This is a genomic window from Stappia indica (assembly GCF_009789575.1).
GTDB lineage: Bacteria > Pseudomonadota > Alphaproteobacteria > Rhizobiales > Stappiaceae > Stappia > Stappia indica_A.
Map to the genome: position 1 here is coordinate 4,140,950 of NZ_CP046908.1, position 17,556 is coordinate 4,158,505.

The following is a 17,556-nucleotide window of genomic DNA, read 5'->3' on the forward strand; positions in this document are numbered from 1 at the left end:
CGCCGCTACAGGCTGCGGGCGATCAGCACCTTCATGATTTCATTGGTCCCGGCATAGATCCGCTGCACGCGGGCGTCCGCGTAAAGCCGGGAGATCGGATACTCGTTCATGTAGCCATAGCCGCCGAAGAACTGCAGGCACTGGTCCGTGACCTTGGACTGCAGGTCGGTGGTCCAGTATTTCGCCATCGAGGCGGTCGTCCCGTCCAGCTCACCGGCCACATGCCGGGCGATGCAGTCGTTGACGAAGACCTGGCCGATGGTCGCCTCGGTCTTCAGCTCCGCCAGCTTGAACTGGGTGTTCTGGAAGTCGAGGATGCGCTTGCCGAAGGCCTGCCGCTCCTTGACGTAGTCGAGGGTGAGCGTCAGCGCGCGCTCGATCGCCGCCATCGCCTGCACAGCCACCAGAAGCCGCTCCTGCGGCAATTGTTCCATCAACTGGTAGAAGCCGCGGCCCTCTTCCGGGCCGAGCAGCGCGTCGGCCGGCACGCGCACGTCGTCGAAGAACAGTTCCGACGTGTCGTTGCCCTTGAAGCCGAGCTTGTCGAGGTTGCGGCCCCGCCGGAAGCCCTCCGCACCGTCGGTCTCCAGCACGAAGAGCGACACGCCCTTGGAGCCGGCAGCCGGATCGGTCTTGGCGACGACGATGATCAGGTTGGCCAGCTGGCCGTTGGTGATGAAGGTCTTGGCGCCGGAAATCCGGTACTGGTTGCCGTCGCGCACCGCGCTGGTGCGGATCGCCTGCAGGTCGGAGCCGGCGCCCGGCTCGGTCATGGCGATGGCGCCGATCATCTCGCCGGAGGCGAGCTTCGGCAGCCAGCGTTCCTTCTGCTCCTGCGACCCGTAATGCTTGATGTAGGGTGCGACGATGGCCGAATGCAGCGCGATGCCGAAATGGTCGAACCCGGCAAGGCCGAGGCGGCGGATGATCACGGATTCATGGGCGAACGTGCCGCCGGCCGCGCCGTACTCCTCCGGCATGCCGGAGCACAGGAAACCGCCGGCGCCGGTCTTTTCCCAGGCCTCGCGCGTGACGCAGCCGTCCTCCACCCAGGCCTCGTAGTCCGGGGCGATCTCCCGCTCGAGAAAACGCGCGAACGCGTCGTCGAGCATCGTCAGTTCATCGTTCATCCATGCCGGTGTTCCGGCGTTCAGCACGTTCAAGCCGCTCTCCTCCCTGCGACGTTTGTTGTCTTTTTGCGGTTTCGCGATCCTGGGCTCAGAAGGCGGCCGCGTCGAGGCCCATCATCGTGTCGGCACCGGCCGAGACCCGGGCGAGCCGCAGCGATGTCTCCGGCATGTGCCGCTCCATGAAGTAGCGGGCGAGCGTCAGCTTGGTCTCGTAGAACGCCTTGTCGCCGTCCGCGCCCGAGCCGAGGGCTGCCTGCGCGCTTTTCGCCATGCGCGCCCACATGTAGCCGAGCGCCACGATGCCGAAGAGGTGCATGTAGTCGGTCGAGCCGGCCCCGGCATTGTCGGGCTTGGCCAGGGCATTGTTCATGAACCACATGGTCGCCTTCTGCAGGTCGTCGAGACCCGCCTTGAGCGGTGCGGCGAGCGGGGCAAGCGTCTCGTCGCCGGAGATCTCCTTCAGGAAGGTGCCGACCTCGTTGAAGAAGGCCATCACCGCCCGGCCGCCGTCGCGCGGCAGCTTGCGCCCGACCAGATCCAGCGCCTGGATGCCGTTGGCGCCCTCGTAGATCATGGTGATGCGGGCATCGCGCACGAACTGCGACATGCCCCATTCCTCGATATAGCCGTGGCCGCCCAGCATCTGCTGCGCCGCCACCGCATTCTCGAAGCCCTTGTCCGTGAGCACGCCCTTGATGACCGGGGTCATCAGGCCCATGTGGTCGTCCGCCGCCTGGGCCTCGCCCTTGTCGGACGAGCGGTGCGAGACGTCGGACTGGATCGCCGTCCACAGGACCAGCGCGCGCGCCGCCTCGTTGAAAGCGCGGATCGACAGCAGCGTGCGGCGCACATCCGGATGCACGATGATCGGGTCGGCCTTGCCGTCCGGGTTCTTCGGCCCGGTCAGGGACCGGCCCTGCAGCCGCTCGCGGGCATAGGCGAGGGCGTTCTGATAGGCGACCTCCGACTGGGCGAGCCCTTGCACGCCGACGGCGAGACGCGCCTCGTTCATCATCACGAACATCGCGTTGAGGCCGCGGTTCTCCTCGCCGATCAGCCAGCCGGTCGCCCCGTCGTAGTTCATGACGCAGGTGGCGTTGCCGTGGATGCCCATCTTCTCTTCCAGCGAGCCGCAGGACACGGCATTGCGGGAGCCGAGCTTGCCGTCGCCATCGGGCAGGACCTTCGGGACGATGAACAGCGAGATGCCCTTGGTGCCTTCCGGCGCGCCCTCGATGCGGGCCAGCACCAGATGGACGATGTTCTCGGTCAGGTCGTGTTCGCCGGCGGAAATGAAGATCTTCTGGCCCGAAATGCGGTAGGTGCCGTCGCCCTGCGGCACGGCCTTCGACTTGATCAGGCCGAGATCGGTGCCGCAATGCGGCTCGGTCAGGTTCATGGTGCCCGACCACTCGCCGGTGGCGAGCTTCGGCAGGTAGAGCGCCTTCTGTTCCGCGCTGCCATGCACCTGGATCGCGGCGGCCGCGCCCTGCGACAGTCCCGGATACATGCCCCAGGCAAGGTTGGCGCCGGAAATGAACTCCTGCATCACCGAGTTGAGCGTCGTCGGCAGGCCCTGGCCGCCATACTCCTCCGGCATCGACAGGGCGATCCAGCCGTTCTCCCGGTAGGTGTCGTAGGCGCCGCGAAAGCCCTTGGGGGTGGTCACGCTGCCGTCGTCGTTGCGGGTGCAGCCCTCGCGGTCGCCGGTGGCGTTGAGCGGAGCCAACTCCTCCTGGCAGAAGCGCGCGCCCTCGTTCAGGATCGCCTCGAGAAGATCGGGCGTCGCATCGGCAAAGCCCGGCAGGTTGCCGTGGCGGTCGAAGCCCAGCACCTCGTTCAGCAGGAACATCACATCCCGGACGGGGGCGGTGTAGCTCGGCATGGTCATCCTCCCGGTAGGTCGACCCGGCTGTGGCGCCGGTTGCGACGGGCAGTCTGCATCACGGACCTGACGTTTCCGTAAACGTCACCTTGAGCTCGTTATATGGCTGCTGGCCGGGCCTCGCAAGGGATGTCCCAACGGCAGGCGGCCGAAAATTCTCCGTTGAGCATCAATCTCGGCGCAATTCAGGGCGAAATCACGGAGATTCGGCGCGAAAGACTGCGTGGGCGCGGCAAAATCGGCGGCGGCCACGAAAAACCCCGCGCCGCGGCGTGCGGCACGGGGTTGGGCAATGCGAGCGAGGGCAAGAGGGCGGGATCATTGCCGCCCGAAGCTGCGATCGGGAGCGCGACTCAGTCGCTCTCCTTCTCCTTCAGCATGCCGGAGACGATTTCCACCGTCCGTCCGAGCTCCTCGATGGCCTGGTCGATGTCGCGGCGCTGCTTCACCAGCACGTCGATCTGCCCCTGGAAGCGCGACAGCGCCACCTTGAGTTGGGTCACCTGACCGTCGCGCAGGTCGTACAGGTCCAGCATGTCGAGGATCTCGGCGAGCGAGAAGCCGACCCGCTTGCCCATCAGCACCAGCTTCAGCCGGGCCCGGTCGCGCCGTGTGTAGATACGGGTCATGCCGTCGCGGCGCGGGTTGAGAAGGCCCTTGTCCTCGTAGAAGCGAAGGGTGCGCAAGGTGACGTCGAATTCCTTGGCAAGATCACCGATGGTGAAAAGCGTCTTCTTCGTCGTCTCGTCCTTGGCGGCGACCGCTTCGGCGATATCGTTGTTGACCGAGAGCGCTTCGCTCATGGCTTTTTCCTTGAATTTCCCGGAAGACGAAAGGCGGGAGCGGGCATCGCTCCGCACGGGGTCCTGCGGGTTTATGGGCGCGTGACACTACGTCACCTGCGTTCGGGATACATTCCGTGGACGTAAGCGTCAAGCTTCCTGCGGGTGCGCCCCTGCGACCGGCTTGCGATCCGCAAGCCGCGTTTACCTGTCGTTAACCATGTAGATCCGGGACTTAACCGCCTGTTTACCATAAGCGGCGACAGTTTACGGCAAGCTCGTCCGGGTCCTGTGTAGCCATGTTCCGACCTGGGCGAAGAAAAATGCTGGCGCGGCCCGCGCCCCCAACATGGGTTTGAGAGGCAGTTCATGTCCTGGAACGCGCGACATCGCAGTGAACGCGGCCTTCCGCAGGAAGACGGCTACGGGCGCGAAGCGCATGACGAGCCGGAAAGCTGGTACGAGCCGCGCCGCCGGGCGCCGGCCGCAGACCCGCAGCGCGGCGAGCGGGCGAGGGCGCGCGAGCAGCTCAACGATGTCGCCGACGCTCTCGGCCGTCTCATGGACACGCCGCAGCCTGCGCCCGCGACGGCCCCTGCCGGCAACCGCCAGGCGCGCCGCGCCGCCGCCGCCCGTGCCCGCACCGAGCGTCCTGCGGCGCCTGCCGCACAGGCGCCGGCTGCCGCCGGTTCGCGAAGCGGCCGCATCGAGGCGGTGCTGAATGCGCTCGACCGGCTGGACCGCCGCGTCGAGGACCTGTCCCATGAGGCCGAGGCCGACCAGCGGACCCCGCGTCCGGCGCGTGCAGCCGCTGCCCCGGCGCCTGCCCGTTCCTCCGCTCAGGCCCCGCGCCGCGCCGCGCCGCCGCCGCCGGCCCGCGACGAGTGGAGCGAGGACTGGCAGGACGAAGGTTACGAGGCTTCGCACGACCCGCGCCGCGACGCCGGCTACGGCGCCCGCCACGTCGATGCCTATGACGACGGCGAGGCGGGGTATGCGGACATGCCCGACGACGATTATGCCGACGCCCGCGCAACGCGCCCGGCGCCGCGCGGCGACTGGCGCGAGGCGCACGAGGGCGAGTACCGCCGTCCGGCGGGCTGGCGCGACGAGCGCCCGGAGGAGGACCTGCGTCCGCTGATCCGCGATCTTGCCCACCGGGTCGACCGGGCCACCGGCGCGCGCGACGACCAGCTGGGCGTGCTGCGCCGTGAGATCGCCGATCTGCGCGGCTTCCTGACCCAGAGCCTGCGTGCCGAGCGCGAGCGGGCCGCTTCCCGCGACGGCGGCGAGATGCGCCGCCTGTCGGATGCGGTGGAGCGGCTGCGCGCCGACCGGGGCGACATGCGCCTGGTGCGCGAGGTCCGTGCCGAGATCTCCGACCTGCGCTCGATGATCGGCCAGTCCAATGTCGAGGGCATGCTGCAGACGCTGGAAAGCGGCTATGCGCATCTGGTCCAGCGTCTCGACGAGATGTCCCGCGACCGGCTGGAGCCCCGGCTCGTGGCCGATCTCGGCCGCCGTCTTGCCGACATCGAGGATGCGTTCCGCGTCGTGCCGCGCGGCGACCAGCTTGCCGCGCTCGACGACCGGGTCGCCGATATCGGTCACCGGGTGGAGGAACTGGTGCGCCGCAGCGGCGGTGCCGATCTCGACCTGCTGCGCGGCGAGATCCGCAGCGTGCGCGACCTCGTCGAGCGCTTCGACGTCGGCGACCTGCTCGCCGGCATCGACGAGCGGATGAGCGCGCTGGCCCAGCGGTTCGACACGATCGACCGGCTGGTCGAGGAGCAGCGGCATCTCGCCGAGCGCATGGGCGCCATCGAGCATCGGCTGCCCAAGTCCGGCGCCGTCGACCGGCTGCAGGATCGCCTGGAAGAAATCGCCAGCATGCTGGCCGACGACCGCAATACCCGCACCGATCCGCAGCTCGACGAGAAGCTGGGCGAGATCGCCGGCCGGCTGAAGCGGATCGAGAATGCGCGGCAGATGCCGCCGAGTTACGACGCGGCCTTCACGCTGCTGGAAAAGCGGCTCGCCGCCATCGACGGCAAGATCAACGCCCTGGACCGGCCGGACCGGGTGACGCTGGTTGCCGAAGGCCAGCAGGGCAGCATCGAGGCCGACCTGATCGCGCGGCTCGAGGCCGGCATCGCTAATCTGAACGAGCGCTTCGAGGCCGGCCGGCCGTCGGCGGGCGGCGAGGAATTCGAAAGCCTGCGCCGCGAGATCGCCTCGCTGCGCGACAGCGTGTCCCAGCCGGTCTCCATGGTCGAACTGGAAGCGCAGCTGCGCGACCTGGCCGAGGCCGTCAATCGCGGTGGCGCCAGCGACGACGGGGCGGTGCTGTCGCAGGTCGAGGACAAGATCGCCGCGCTTGCCGCCAAGCTCGACGCGGCCGACAGCGGCTTTGCCCGTCTCGGCGAGATCCAGAATGCGCTGCAGTCCGGCGGCGCGGGGGGCGATGTCGCCCAGGCCCTGCGCGGCGACCTGCACCGGCTGATGGAAGCCGCGACGAGCTCCGAGCGCCGCGCCCGGGACTCCATGGACAGCGTCCAGGACGTGCTCGCCTCGATCAGCAACCGGCTGATGGCGCTGGAGCAGGATGCCCGGATCGCCGCGATGCCGGCCCCCGGTCCCGAAGACGACCGTCCGCTGGAGCCGGGCTCCGGCAAGCCGCGCATGCGCCAGCAGTCGCAGCCGCGGATGGACGCGCCGGTCATGCCGCGCGCCGAGCTGCCGGCGGCAGCCGTTGCTGCCGAGGGTCCGGTGCCGCCGCAGCGTCCGGCCGCCCGCCCGGCCGGGGCGCGTCCTTCTGCGTCGATGGGGGCCGGTCGTGGCGCCGCCGCGTCGCAGGACGGGCGCGACCGCAAGGCCGACTTCATCGCTGCCGCCCGCCGCGCCGCGCAGGCGGCCACCGAAGAGGCCAATGCCTCCGGTTCGGGCCTGTCCTTCGCGGGCCTGACGGGCTCGTCCTCCGACGACAAGCCGCGTGCCAGCGCGGCCGGCTGGCTGCGCTCGAAGCTTGCTCGCGGCAAGGCGAAGGACAAGGACGCGCCGGAGGCCGCCGCCGCCGAGGCGGTGGAGCCGCGGCCGCTGGCCGGCGACCGCCGCGACGGTCCGCGTTCGGACGTTGCGCGCGCCCGCCGCGAGGAGCTGGCCGAGGAACTGCGTGCCGACATGCGCGCGGCTGCTCCCGCTGACGCGCAAGAGGCCGAGACGGAAGACAAGGGCGGCCGCAGGCTGTTCTCCGCAGGCGGCCGCCGCGCCGTGATGCTGGCGGCTGCTGCCGTCATCATCGCCGTCGGCGCCCTGCAGATCTTCAAGCTGGTCTCGCCGGGCGAGCGAGACGTCGCATCGCTGGACACCCCGCCGACCATCGAGGCGACGACCAATATTGCCGCTGCTGCGACAGGCGAAGCGGGTCCGGCCGACACCGGCGCCAAGGCTGGCGCGCCCGAGGCAAGGCAGCTTGCGCGCGAGGCCCCGCCCGAGCAGGCCTCGCCGCCGCCGGCACGCTCCACGGCCGAAGCGGACGCGAGCGGCATGGACATGCCGGGCCTGGTACAGGACGGCCCGGCGATGAGCCGCGGCGATGTGCCTTTGGCCGAGACGGAGAATGCACCGGCGTCCGAGCCGGGGGCGGACCTTGCCTTCGCGCCGCCGGCCGTATCCGGCAATGCCTTCTCGACCGCGCCCGGCGCCATTCCCGGCACGATCCCCGGTGCCAACTTCCAGACGCCCGGCAGCGCGCCGGCCTCGCTCGACCTTGCCACCCGCACGCCGGCAATGGCGCCGGCCGGTCCGGCCACGGGCGCGGCCATCGGCGGCATTCCGGCAGAGGCGGGTCCCGTCGCCCTGCGCCAGGCGGCTGCCGGCGGCGATCCTGCCGCGCTGTTCGCGATCGCGGTCAACTACACCGAAGGCACAGGCGTCCAGCCGGACCTGAAGCAGGCTGCCAGCTACTACCGCAAGGCCGCCGATGCCGGTCTTGCGCCCGCCCAGTACCGCCTCGGCAGCCTCTACGAAAAGGGCCGCGGCGTGGAGAAGAACCTGGAGACGGCGCGCGACTGGTACCGCCGGGCGGCCGAGCAGGGCAACGCCAAGGCCGCGCACAATCTCGCGGTGCTCTACGCGGAGGGCCTCTCCGGCACGCCGGAGTTCAACGACGCCTCCTACTGGTTCAAGAAGGCCGCCAATTTCGGCCTTGCCGACAGCCAGTACAATCTCGGCATCCTCTATGCCCGCGGCCTCGGGCTCGAGAAGAACCTGGTCGAGAGCTACAAGTGGTTCGCCCTTGCCGCCCGCCAGGGCGACCGGGATGCCGGCAACAAGCGAGACGAACTTGCCAACATGCTCTCGCGCGAGCAGCTGGCCGAGGCCCGTATCGCGGTGGAGACCTGGAAGGAGGCGCCGCGCACGCTTGCCGCCAACCAGGTGGAGTTCAATCCGGCCTGGACCGTTCCGGCCGAGATCGAGGCGCCGCGCGCCAGCGTGTCTGCGGACCCGCGCGAACTGGTGATGAACGCCCAGAAGCTGCTGGCCCGGCGGGGCTTCGATCCGGGGACGCCGGACGGCCAGATCGGGCCGCGTACCCGCGAGGCGGTGCGGGCGTTCCAGCAGGCCAACGGCCTGCCGGTGACGGGCGCGATCTCGCAGGATCTGGTGAAGGCGCTGGCCGGCGAGGACATCTGATCCGGCCTTGCGCGAGGCCCCGGGCGGATCCGTTCGGGCAAAGGAGCGGGCGCCGCCGCGAATGCGCCCGTTTCACGTTGACATAAGGGAAGCTGGCAGGCTTTATCCTTAGGAAAAGCATGGGCTTCCGGGGACTGCGAACCCCAATCGCCACAGGCGGGGACCGCAGCAGGCCATTTCATCAATCTCCACGCCGCCCGTCGGGGACGAGCGGCCAATCCGCCGGTGTGCCGTGCAAGTTTACCTGCCCATCGCCGAACTGCCGATCAACATGTTCATGGTGTTCGGGATGGGGGGTGCCGTGGGCTTCCTGTCGGGCCTGTTCGGCATCGGCGGCGGGTTCCTCTTGACGCCGCTGCTGATCTTCTCCGGCATCCCGCCGGCCATCTCCGTCGCCACCGTCACCACCCAGGTCGTCGCCTCCTCGACCTCCGGCGTCGTCGCCTACTGGCGGCGCAAGATGATCGACTTCAAGCTCGCCTGGATGCTGCTGGTCGGCGGTGTCGTCGGCTCGGCGGTGGGCGTCTGGTTGTTCGGCATCCTGCAGACGCTCGGCCAGCTCGATCTCGTCATCTCGCTGTCCTACGTCACCTTCCTCAGCGCCATCGGCGGCCTGATGCTGTTCGAATCCTTGCGCGCGATGGCGCGGCGACGCTCCGGCGCCAAGGTGACGGCGCGCCGGCCGGGGCAGCACAACTGGGTGCACGGCCTGCCGCTGAAGATGCGCTTCTACCGCTCGCGGCTTTACGTCAGCATCATCCCGATCATCGGACTGGGTGCGATCATCGGCTTCCTCGGTACGATCCTGGGCATCGGCGGCGGCTTCATGATGGTGCCGGCGCTCATCTACCTCCTGCGGGTGCCGACCAATATCGTCATCGGCACCTCGCTGCTGCAGATCCTGGTGACCATGGCCGCAGCCACCGTGCTGCATGCCATGTCGACGCAATCGGTCGACATCGTGCTGGCCATGCTCTTGATGGTGGGCGGCGTCATCGGCGCCCAGTTCGGGGCGCGCATGGGCCAGAAGCTGCGCGGCGACCAGCTGCGCCTGCTGCTGGCGCTGCTGGTGCTCGGCGTCGGCGTCCGCTTCGCGGTGAACCTCCTCATGCAGCCGGACGAGCTCTACTCGGTCGATCCCGCTCCGATCCTGGAGCAGGCGAAATGAGCGGCTGCCGCATCCTGCTGCCGGTCCTCGGCCTGCTCGCCATTGTGATCGCGCAAGCGGGCGCCCCCGCACGGGCGGAGAGCCTCGTCGCCGCCCTGTCGGCGGATGTGGTGCGGATCGAGTCCAACTATACCGGCACCAACATCGTCGTCTTCGGCGAGATCGCCCGCGATGCCGGCACGGTCGGCCGGCCGGACCCGTACGACATCGCGGTGGTGGTCTCGGGCCCGGAAAGCAACATCACCACGCGCCGCAAGGGCCGGTTCCTCGGCATCTGGGTGAACCGGGACGCGGAAGTCTTTGCCGACGTGCCGAGCTTCCTTGCGGTACACACGACCCGGCCTCCGCACGAACTGTCCTCGCGCGCCATCCTGGAAGAGCACCGGATCGGGCTGAACTTCCTCAACCTGCGGATCGCGCGGGCGTCCGATGTGCCGATCAGCGACCGGGACAATTTCCGCGCCGCTTTCCTGCGCCTGCGCCTTGCGAGCGGACTTTATTCCGAGCGCCACGACGTCATCGACTTCTTGAGCAACTCGCTGTTCCGCACCTCGGTGCCGTTGCCGGCCAACATTCCCGTCGGCGACTACAAGGTGACTGCCTACCTGCTGCAGGGAGGCACGCTGCTGGCCGAAACGCAGATGCCGCTGCGCGTCGCCAAGACCGGCTTCGAGCAATATACCTACTGGTTCGCGCACCAGTATTCGGCGGCCTACGGCCTGCTGGCGGTGCTGCTGGCGGTGTTCACCGGCTGGCTCGCCGGAGTGATCTTCCGCCGCGACTGACGCGTATTCGTGCAAAAGCCCTTCAAGGGCGGTGCAAATGCACGGAGGAGCACGTGGCGACGGCCAAACCCGATCTCACCCGTTTTGCGGCCCAGCCGGGGCCGGTTGTCGCCGTGCGGCTCGGTTATGCCGGGCTGCTGCCCTTCGTCTTCACTGCGGTCTATCTCTGTTTCGCGGCCATACCGGGCACGGATCTGCCGTTCGTCGAGACGCTCGCCCACGCCACGGCGGTCTATGGCGCCGTAATCCTGTCGTTTCTCGGCGGCGTGCGCTGGGGCATCGCCATGGCCGGGCGCCAGCGTGGCATGCGCGAGTTCGTGCTGTCGGTGCTGCCCTCGCTGCTGGGCTGGGGCGCAGCGCTGTTGCCGCCGGTCGCGGCAATGGCGGTGCTGGCAGGCGGCTTCCTGATGCAGGCGGGCTGGGATCAAAGGGCCGCGATCAAGGGCTCCTTGCCGCTGTGGTACGCGACACTGCGCCGACGGCTCAGCATGGTGGTCACGGTGGCGCTGCTGGTGGCTGCGTCCGGCTTGCTGCTGGGCCGTGTCGCCTGAGATTTCAGTCGGAAACGAGACGGGTGGCGGTAAAGGGATAGAGCCGGCCATCGCCGAGCATGAAAACGGAAAATTCGCGCGCGGGAAAATACGGGCCCCAGGCGCCGTCCAACACGTTGAGCCCGCCGGTGAACACCCCGAAGGCGGGCAGCACCAGCCGGGTTCCGTCGGTGGCGAAGCACGGACGGCGCACGCTGCGGCCATAGCGGCGGATGCGGGCGGCGGGGTGCAGGTGTCCGGCGATCTCGCCGACGGCGCCCTCGTGCGGCTCGTGGCGGAAGACGAGACCTCCCAGGGCCACTTCGTCCACGGTCTCGCCGCACAGGCCGACGGGCGCGATGGGGTCGTGATTGCCGGTTACCCAGATCCACTCGCGGCCGAGCTGCAGCGTCGTCAGCATCGCCCGGTAGGAGGCGGGCAGTCGGTCGGAGCCTTCGCCGTCATGGAAACTGTCGCCGAGCGCGATCACGCGGGTCGGCTGGAACGCGTCGATCGCCTCGGCCAGCTTTTCCAGCGTCGCTGCCGTGTCGTAGGGCGGCAGCATCAGGCCCTTGCGGGCGAAGGACGAGCCTTTCTCGAAGTGCAGGTCGGCGACGACGAGCGTGTTCTCGTCCGGCCACCACATGGCGCCGCTGTCGTGAAGGCCGACGATTTCGCCCGCGATGGAGATGTCATGGCAAACGGGCGCGAAGCGTCGCACCTCGTTGCGGGCAAGAAACGGCCTCACTCCATAGCCTCCTTGACCAGATCGCCTGCGGCCCCTGCGAGAAGCGCTTCCTGCGCCTCGCCGAACACGGGTTCCTTGCCGATTTCCAGCATGACCGGAACGGCAAGTGGCGAAACCCGCGCCAGGGAAGTATGCGCGATTCGCCCCCGAATTCGGGCAAGAAGTTCGCCCAATCTGGAGATATCCAGAAGTCCTGTCGCCGCATCCGCGAAAGTCGCCTGCAGCAGAATGTGATCCGGCTCGTGCCGGCGCAGAACGTCATAGATCAGATCGGCGGAGACCGTAACCTGCCGGCCGCTTTTTTCCTGCCCCGGATGCCGGCGCTCGATCAGTCCGGCGATCACGGCGCAGGTCCGGAACGTGCGTTTCATCAGGCTCGATTCGGCCAGCCAGGCGTCGAGATCGTCGCCGAGCATGTCCTCGTCGAAGAGCTGGTCGAGCGACAATTGGCCGCGTGCGATCATTGCATCGATGTCGACCAGCCCCCACACGGCGAGCGCGTAGTCGTTGGCGACGAAACCCATCGGCTGGGCGCCGAACCGCTCCAGCCGCCGGGTCAGCAGCATGCCGAGGGTCTGGTGGGCGAGGCGTCCTTCGAAGGGATAGCAGACGAGGTAGTGCTTGTCCGCGCGCGGGAAGGTCTCGACCAGCAGGCCGTCGGGTTGCGGCAGGGCCGAGCGCAGCTTCTGGATCTCCAGCCATTCGCGCACCTGGTGCGGCAGCGCCTGCCAGCTCGCCGGATCGGCGAGCATCGCCCGCACGCCGGCAGCCAGATAGGTGGAGAGCGGAAACTTGCCGCCCTGGTAGGACGGAACCTTCGGTGCCTGGGCGCGGGCCCGCGACACATAGGCCTCGTTTTCCCGCAATCCCTCGAAGCGCAGGATCTCGCCGGAGAACAGGAACGTGTCGCCGAGCGTCAGCTGCTCGACGAACCATTCCTCGATCTCGCCGAGCATGCGCCCGCCGCGGCCGATCGGCGTGCGCCGTCCTTCCGACCTGGAGCGCACCAGGCGGACCTTGAGCATCGGCGCCTCGACGATGGTGCCGACATTGAGGCGGTATTGCTGGGCGATCCTGGGATGCGACAGGCGGAAGCGTCCGTCCGGCTGGCGCTTCAGCCGCGCATATCGGTCGTAGGTCCGCAGCGCATATCCGCCGGTCGCGACGAAATCGACCACCTGTTCGAAGCGCTCCCAGGCGAGGTCGCGATAGGTCTCGGCGGAGCGGATCTCGTCGAAGAGTTCCAGCGGGTCGAAGGGGCCGGCGCAGGCGCAGCCGAGCACATGCTGGGCAAGCACGTCGAGCGCGCCCTTGCGCAAGGGAGGCGTGTCCTGCCTGCCGGCGCGCGAGGCGTCGAGCGCGGCCTTGCATTCCAGCACCTCGAAGCGGTTGGCCGGCACCAGGATCGCACGCGAGGGCTCGTCCATGCGGTGATTGGCGCGGCCGATGCGCTGGGCGAGGCGGCTTGCCCCTTTCGGCGCGCCGACATTGATCACGAGATCGACGTCGCCCCAGTCGATGCCGAGGTCCAGCGAGGAGGTGCAGACGATGGCGCGAAGCGAGCCGGAGGCCATCGCCGCCTCGACCTTGCGCCGCTGACCGACGTCGAGCGAGCCGTGATGCAGGGCGATCGGCAGGTTGTCCTCGTTGGCGTGCCACAGGGCCTGGAACAGCATCTCGGCTTGCGAGCGCGTGTTGACGAAGACGAGCGAAGTCCGGTGCTGCGAGATGATCCGGTAGATGTCCGGCACCGCATGGCGGGCCGAATGCCCGGACCAGGGCAGCCGCTCGTCGCTGTCGAGGATGGTGATGTCCGGCTCCGCGCCGCCCGCGACCGTGACGACGTCGGCAAGCGCGCGGGGCGCTCCCTCGCGCTGCGGCACCAGCCAGGCGCGCAGCTCGTCCGGTTCGGCAACGGTCGCCGACAGGCCGATGGTGCGAAGCGAGGGCGCGACCCGGCGCAGCGCCGCAAGGCCGAGCGCGAGAAGGTCGCCCCGCTTGGAGGTGACCAGCGCATGCAGCTCGTCGAGGATCACCGTGTCCACGTCGGCCAGCATCTCGCGCCCCTGCGCATCCGACAGCAGCAGGGCGATCTGTTCCGGCGTCGTCAGCAGGATGTCGGGCGGGACCTGCTTCTGCCGCTGCCGCTTGTGCGCCGGCGTGTCGCCGGTGCGGGTCTCGATGCGGATGTCGAGGCCGATCCCGGCGACGGGAGCCTCCAGGTTGCGGGCGATGTCCACCGCCAGCGCCTTCAGCGGCGAGATATAGAGCGTGTGGACGCCCCGGCGCGAACCGGCGGCTCCCGGCTTGCGACGCGGACGCTCGGACAATGCGACGAGGCTGGGCAGGAAGCCGGCCAGCGTCTTGCCGGCGCCCGTCGGGGCGATCAGGAGCACCGAGCGGCGCGAGCGGGCGGTCTCCAACAGTTCCAGCTGATGCGCGCGCGGGCTCCAGCCGCGGCTTTCGAACCAGCGGGAGAAGCGTTCCGGCAGAAGGGGCGGGGCTGCGGCATCCATTCCGTCCAGAGATAGTTGTTCCTTGTCTGTTCGTCGAGCCGGGATGCATTCCCAACCGGCCCGAACGCTCCTACATAGGAAGAATGATGCGCGAGGCTTCCTCTTCCGCGGCAACGGCCGGCGGCGATGTGCTGACCCTGACGGCGGCGGGGCTCTACTGTCCGGCGGGCGGGTTTCACATCGATCCCGTGCGCCCCGTCGAGCGGGCCCTGGTGACCCATGGCCATGCCGACCATGCGCGTCCCGGCAATGGGACCGTCATGGCCTCGCGCGAGACGCTCGATATCATGGCGATCCGATATGGCGAGGATTTCACCGGCGCCCGCCAGGAGGCCGTCTCCGGCGAGGTCATCCGGATCGGCGATGTGCGCGTCTCCTTTCATCCGGCCGGCCATGTGCTCGGCTCCATGCAGGTGAAGATCGAGACGGCGAAGGGCACGCGTGTCGTCGTCTCGGGCGACTACAAGCGGCAGCCGGATCCGACCTGCGCGCCCTTCGAGCAGCTGGCCTGCGAGGTCTTCGTCACCGAGGCGACGTTCGGACTTCCTGTGTTCCGTCATCCGCCGGCCTCCGAGGAGATCGGCAAGCTGCTCAAGAGCCTGTCGCTGTTCCAGGGGCGCACGCATCTCGTCGGCGCCTACTCGCTCGGCAAGGCGCAGCGGGTGATCGCGGAACTGCGCGCCGCCGGGTACGAGCGCACGATCCATCTGCACGGGGCGCTGGAGCGGCTTTGCAGCTACTATCAGGCGCAAGGGATCGACCTCGGGGCCTTGGAGCCCGTCGGACAGAGGGCGAAGGAGCTTGCCGGCGAGATCGTGCTGTGCCCACCGGGCCAGCTCGCCGACCGCTGGGCCCGGCGCTTCGGCGATCCGGTGACGGCGGTTGCCAGCGGCTGGGTGCGAGTACGGGCCCGGGCAAGGCAGCGCGGCGCCGAGCTGCCGCTGGTCATCTCCGACCATGCCGACTGGGATGACTTGCGGGAAACCGTGGCGGAGACCGGGGCCGGCGAGATATGGGTTACGCACGGCGCCGAGGAGGCCCTCGTCCACTGGTGCCGGCAGCAGGGGCTTGCCGCCCGTCCGCTCAACCTCATCGGCTATGGCGACGAGGGCGATGCGGCCGAGCCGGCAGGTAAAGTCGAAACGGCGGAAACGGCCGCCGGAATCGGGAGCACGACATGAGCGAAGAGCATCGGGAACCGGACGGCCTGGCGGAGCCGGACGAGGGCTATGACGAGGAACTGCTCGACCTGTTCGATGAGTACCGCGAGTCCTTCGAGGACTACGACGCGGAGGCCGTGGCCGATTGCTTCGCCTATCCGGCGGTGATCTGGCAGTTCGGCAAGGGCAACGTCTTCCAGGACGAGGAGGAGCTGCTCGAGAATATCGAGACGCTGTTCGCCGCGCTGGAAAAGGAGGGCGTGGTGACCTCGGCCTTCGACATCCTCTCCGCCCATGTGGAGGGGGATGCCGCCATGGCGACGCTCACCTGGACCCAGTCGGACGCCGATGGCGAACCGGTGATCGAGTTCACCTGCCATTACCATCTCATCTACGACGGCGATGCCTGGCGGATCGCCATGATCGTCAACGAGCCCTGAGGAATCCTTAGAGGAACGATGCAGCGTTTCGCCGCCCTGCTGGACAGGCTGTCCTTCGAGCCGCGCCGGTCCGCAAAGCTCGCGCTGATGGCGGATTACTTCCGCAGCGAGAGCGATCCGGCGCGGGGGCTGGCGCTTGCCGCGCTGACCGGTGGTCTCAGCTTCCGCCATGCCAAGCCGGCGATGCTGCGGGCGCTGGTGGCCGAGCGCGTCGATCCGCACCTGTTCGAACTCTCCTACGACTTCGTCGGCGACCTGTCGGAGACCATCGCGCTGATCTGGCCGGCAGCCGGCCGGCAGGCGAGCGAGCCGCCGGACTTGCCCGAGGTGGTGGAGCGGCTGCAGCAGGCAGGGCGCGGCGAGGCGCCCGGCATGATCGCCGGATGGCTCGATGCGCTCGACGAGACCGGCCGCTGGGCGCTGCTGAAGCTGGTGACCGGCGGTTTGCGCGTCGGTGTCTCCGCGCGCCTCGCCAAGACCGCGGTCGCCGCGCTCGGCACGTTGCAGGCGGACGATATCGAACAGGTCTGGCACGGGATGTCGCCGCCCTATGACGGGCTGTTCGCCTGGGCGCTGGGCGAGGGGGAGCAACCGCAGACCGACGATCCGGTGCCGTTCCGCCCGGCGATGCTGGCGCATCCGCTGGAGCCGCGCGACATGGAGGTGCTGGATACCGCCGACTTTGCGGCCGAGTGGAAGTGGGACGGCATCCGCGTGCAGGCCGCCGTCTCGCCAGGGCGCGACGGGCGGCTGCGCCGGCGCCTCTACAGCCGGACGGGCGACGACATTTCGGGTGCCTTTCCCGATCTGGTGGAGACGCTCGACTTCGACGCGGCCCTCGACGGCGAGTTGCTGGTGGTGATCGACGGCAAGGTGCAGAGCTTCAACGCCCTGCAGCAGCGCCTCAACCGCAAGACCGTCTCGGCGAAGATGATGCGCGAGCTGCCGGCGGCGATCCGGGTCTACGACCTGCTGGCGCTCGGCGGCGAGGACCTGCGCGAGCGGCCCTTTCGCGAGCGCCGGGCGATGCTGGAAGAGTTTCTCGGGCAGCTCGATCATCCGCGCATCGACCTGTCGCCGCTGGTGCCGTCACCGGACTGGGACGCGCTGGCCAAGGCCCGCGAGGCGCCGGCCGACCATCACGAGGGCGAGGACGCGGCGGCCATCGAGGGCCTGATGCTGAAGCGCTGGGACGCAGCCTATGTGCCGGGCCGGCCCAAGGGCCAATGGTACAAGTGGAAGCGCGATCCCTTCCGTGTCGATGCGGTGCTGATGTATGCGCAGCGCGGCCACGGCAAGCGCTCATCCTACTATTCCGACTATACGTTCGGCGTCTGGCGCGACGGCGGGGAGGGGACGGAGCTCGTGCCCGTCGGCAAGGCCTATTTCGGCTTCACCGACGAGGAACTGCTGGAGATCGACCGCTTCGTGCGCCAGAACACGGTCAACCGTTTCGGCCCGGTGCGCGAGGTGCGCCACGAGCCGCAAGTCGGACTGGTGATCGAGGTCGCCTTCGAGGGGCTCAACCGCTCCACCCGGCACAAGTCGGGGGTCGCCATGCGCTTTCCGCGAGTGGCGCGGCTGCGCTGGGACAAGCCGCCGGCGGAGGCGGACCGGATCGAGGCGCTGCTGGCCCTGCTGCCGCAGGACGAGGCGGCGGCCATGCGTTGATATTCCCGTGCGGCGGCCCGAGGTCACTTGATTGCCGGGCCGTCCC

12 protein-coding genes are annotated in these 17,556 nt (G+C 68.9%); 7 read left to right on the forward strand and 5 right to left on the reverse strand.

Features of this window, described 5'->3' with window-relative positions:
• Positions 1–5: 5 nt before the first annotated feature.
• From GH266_RS19265 to GH266_RS19275, 3 genes are all read right to left on the reverse strand, one after another.
• Positions 6–1,130 (reverse strand): acyl-CoA dehydrogenase family protein, encoded by a 1,125-nt coding sequence (locus GH266_RS19265; RefSeq protein ID WP_199270636.1) that lies wholly within the window; start codon positions 1,128–1,130, stop codon positions 6–8.
• Positions 1,131–1,218: 88 nt separating this feature from the next.
• Positions 1,219–3,015: an acyl-CoA dehydrogenase C-terminal domain-containing protein gene (locus GH266_RS19270; protein WP_158195276.1), complete on the reverse strand. Its 1,797-nt coding sequence runs from the start codon at positions 3,013–3,015 to the stop codon at positions 1,219–1,221.
• A gap of 353 nt (positions 3,016–3,368) precedes the next feature.
• The gene (locus GH266_RS19275) at positions 3,369–3,818 is read right to left on the reverse strand and encodes a MerR family transcriptional regulator (RefSeq protein WP_158195277.1); all 450 of its coding nucleotides are present in this window, start codon (positions 3,816–3,818) and stop codon (positions 3,369–3,371) included.
• Between the two features lie 348 nt (positions 3,819–4,166).
• Here GH266_RS19275 and GH266_RS19280 point away from each other — a divergent pair, with 348 nt between their 5' ends.
• The 4 genes from GH266_RS19280 (at position 4,167) to GH266_RS19295 (ending at position 10,996) form a co-directional block, all read left to right on the forward strand.
• Positions 4,167–8,492, forward strand: a complete 4,326-nt coding sequence (locus GH266_RS19280; protein WP_158195278.1) for a peptidoglycan-binding protein — start codon at positions 4,167–4,169, stop codon at positions 8,490–8,492.
• 232 nt (positions 8,493–8,724) lie between these two features.
• Positions 8,725–9,660 carry a sulfite exporter TauE/SafE family protein gene (locus tag GH266_RS19285; RefSeq protein ID WP_158195279.1) on the forward strand — a complete coding sequence of 312 codons (936 nt, stop codon included), beginning with the start codon at positions 8,725–8,727 and terminating at the stop codon, positions 9,658–9,660.
• Positions 9,657–10,445: a TIGR02186 family protein gene (locus tag GH266_RS19290; RefSeq protein ID WP_158195280.1), complete on the forward strand. Its 789-nt coding sequence runs from the start codon at positions 9,657–9,659 to the stop codon at positions 10,443–10,445. Before GH266_RS19285 ends, GH266_RS19290 begins: the two co-directional genes overlap by 4 nt.
• 53 nt (positions 10,446–10,498) lie before the next feature.
• On the forward strand, positions 10,499–10,996 hold the full coding sequence (locus tag GH266_RS19295) for a DUF3429 domain-containing protein (RefSeq protein ID WP_158195281.1): 498 nt from the start codon (positions 10,499–10,501) through the stop codon (positions 10,994–10,996).
• 4 nt (positions 10,997–11,000) lie between these two features.
• Here the strand turns inward: GH266_RS19295 and pdeM are convergent, their stop codons facing one another.
• On the reverse strand, positions 11,001–11,723 hold the full coding sequence (pdeM, locus tag GH266_RS19300; RefSeq protein WP_425329550.1) for a ligase-associated DNA damage response endonuclease PdeM: 723 nt from the start codon (positions 11,721–11,723) through the stop codon (positions 11,001–11,003).
• Positions 11,720–14,248, reverse strand: a complete 2,529-nt coding sequence (locus tag GH266_RS19305; RefSeq protein ID WP_209001674.1) for a ligase-associated DNA damage response DEXH box helicase — start codon at positions 14,246–14,248, stop codon at positions 11,720–11,722. The genes pdeM and GH266_RS19305 overlap by 4 nt, the downstream gene beginning before the upstream one ends.
• A gap of 77 nt (positions 14,249–14,325) precedes the next feature.
• Between GH266_RS19305 and GH266_RS19310 the strand changes: the two genes are divergently transcribed.
• From GH266_RS19310 to GH266_RS19320, 3 genes are read left to right on the forward strand one after another with little or no spacing between them, the layout of a single operon-like run.
• Positions 14,326–15,420 carry a ligase-associated DNA damage response exonuclease gene (locus GH266_RS19310; protein ID WP_158195283.1) on the forward strand — a complete coding sequence of 365 codons (1,095 nt, stop codon included), beginning with the start codon at positions 14,326–14,328 and terminating at the stop codon, positions 15,418–15,420.
• Positions 15,417–15,839, forward strand: a complete 423-nt coding sequence (locus tag GH266_RS19315) for a YybH family protein (RefSeq protein ID WP_158195284.1) — start codon at positions 15,417–15,419, stop codon at positions 15,837–15,839. The genes GH266_RS19310 and GH266_RS19315 overlap by 4 nt, the downstream gene beginning before the upstream one ends.
• 18 nt (positions 15,840–15,857) lie before the next feature.
• Positions 15,858–17,510, forward strand: coding sequence for a cisplatin damage response ATP-dependent DNA ligase (locus tag GH266_RS19320; protein ID WP_158195285.1), 1,653 nt, complete (start codon positions 15,858–15,860; stop codon positions 17,508–17,510).
• Positions 17,511–17,556: the final 46 nt, after the last annotated feature.

Coding starts and splice junctions, on each gene's coding strand:
- GH266_RS19320 (WP_158195285.1), top strand. CDS start 15,858: ATGCAGCGTTTCGCCGCCCTGCTGGACAGGCTGTCCTTCGAGCCGCGC.
- GH266_RS19290 (WP_158195280.1), top strand. CDS start 9,657: ATGAGCGGCTGCCGCATCCTGCTGCCGGTCCTCGGCCTGCTCGCCATT.
- GH266_RS19315 (WP_158195284.1), top strand. CDS start 15,417: ATGAGCGAAGAGCATCGGGAACCGGACGGCCTGGCGGAGCCGGACGAG.
- GH266_RS19265 (WP_199270636.1), bottom strand. CDS start 1,130: ATGAACGATGAACTGACGATGCTCGACGACGCGTTCGCGCGTTTTCTC.
- GH266_RS19280 (WP_158195278.1), top strand. CDS start 4,167: ATGTCCTGGAACGCGCGACATCGCAGTGAACGCGGCCTTCCGCAGGAA.
- GH266_RS19275 (WP_158195277.1), bottom strand. CDS start 3,818: ATGAGCGAAGCGCTCTCGGTCAACAACGATATCGCCGAAGCGGTCGCC.
- GH266_RS19270 (WP_158195276.1), bottom strand. CDS start 3,015: ATGCCGAGCTACACCGCCCCCGTCCGGGATGTGATGTTCCTGCTGAAC.
- GH266_RS19310 (WP_158195283.1), top strand. CDS start 14,326: ATGCGCGAGGCTTCCTCTTCCGCGGCAACGGCCGGCGGCGATGTGCTG.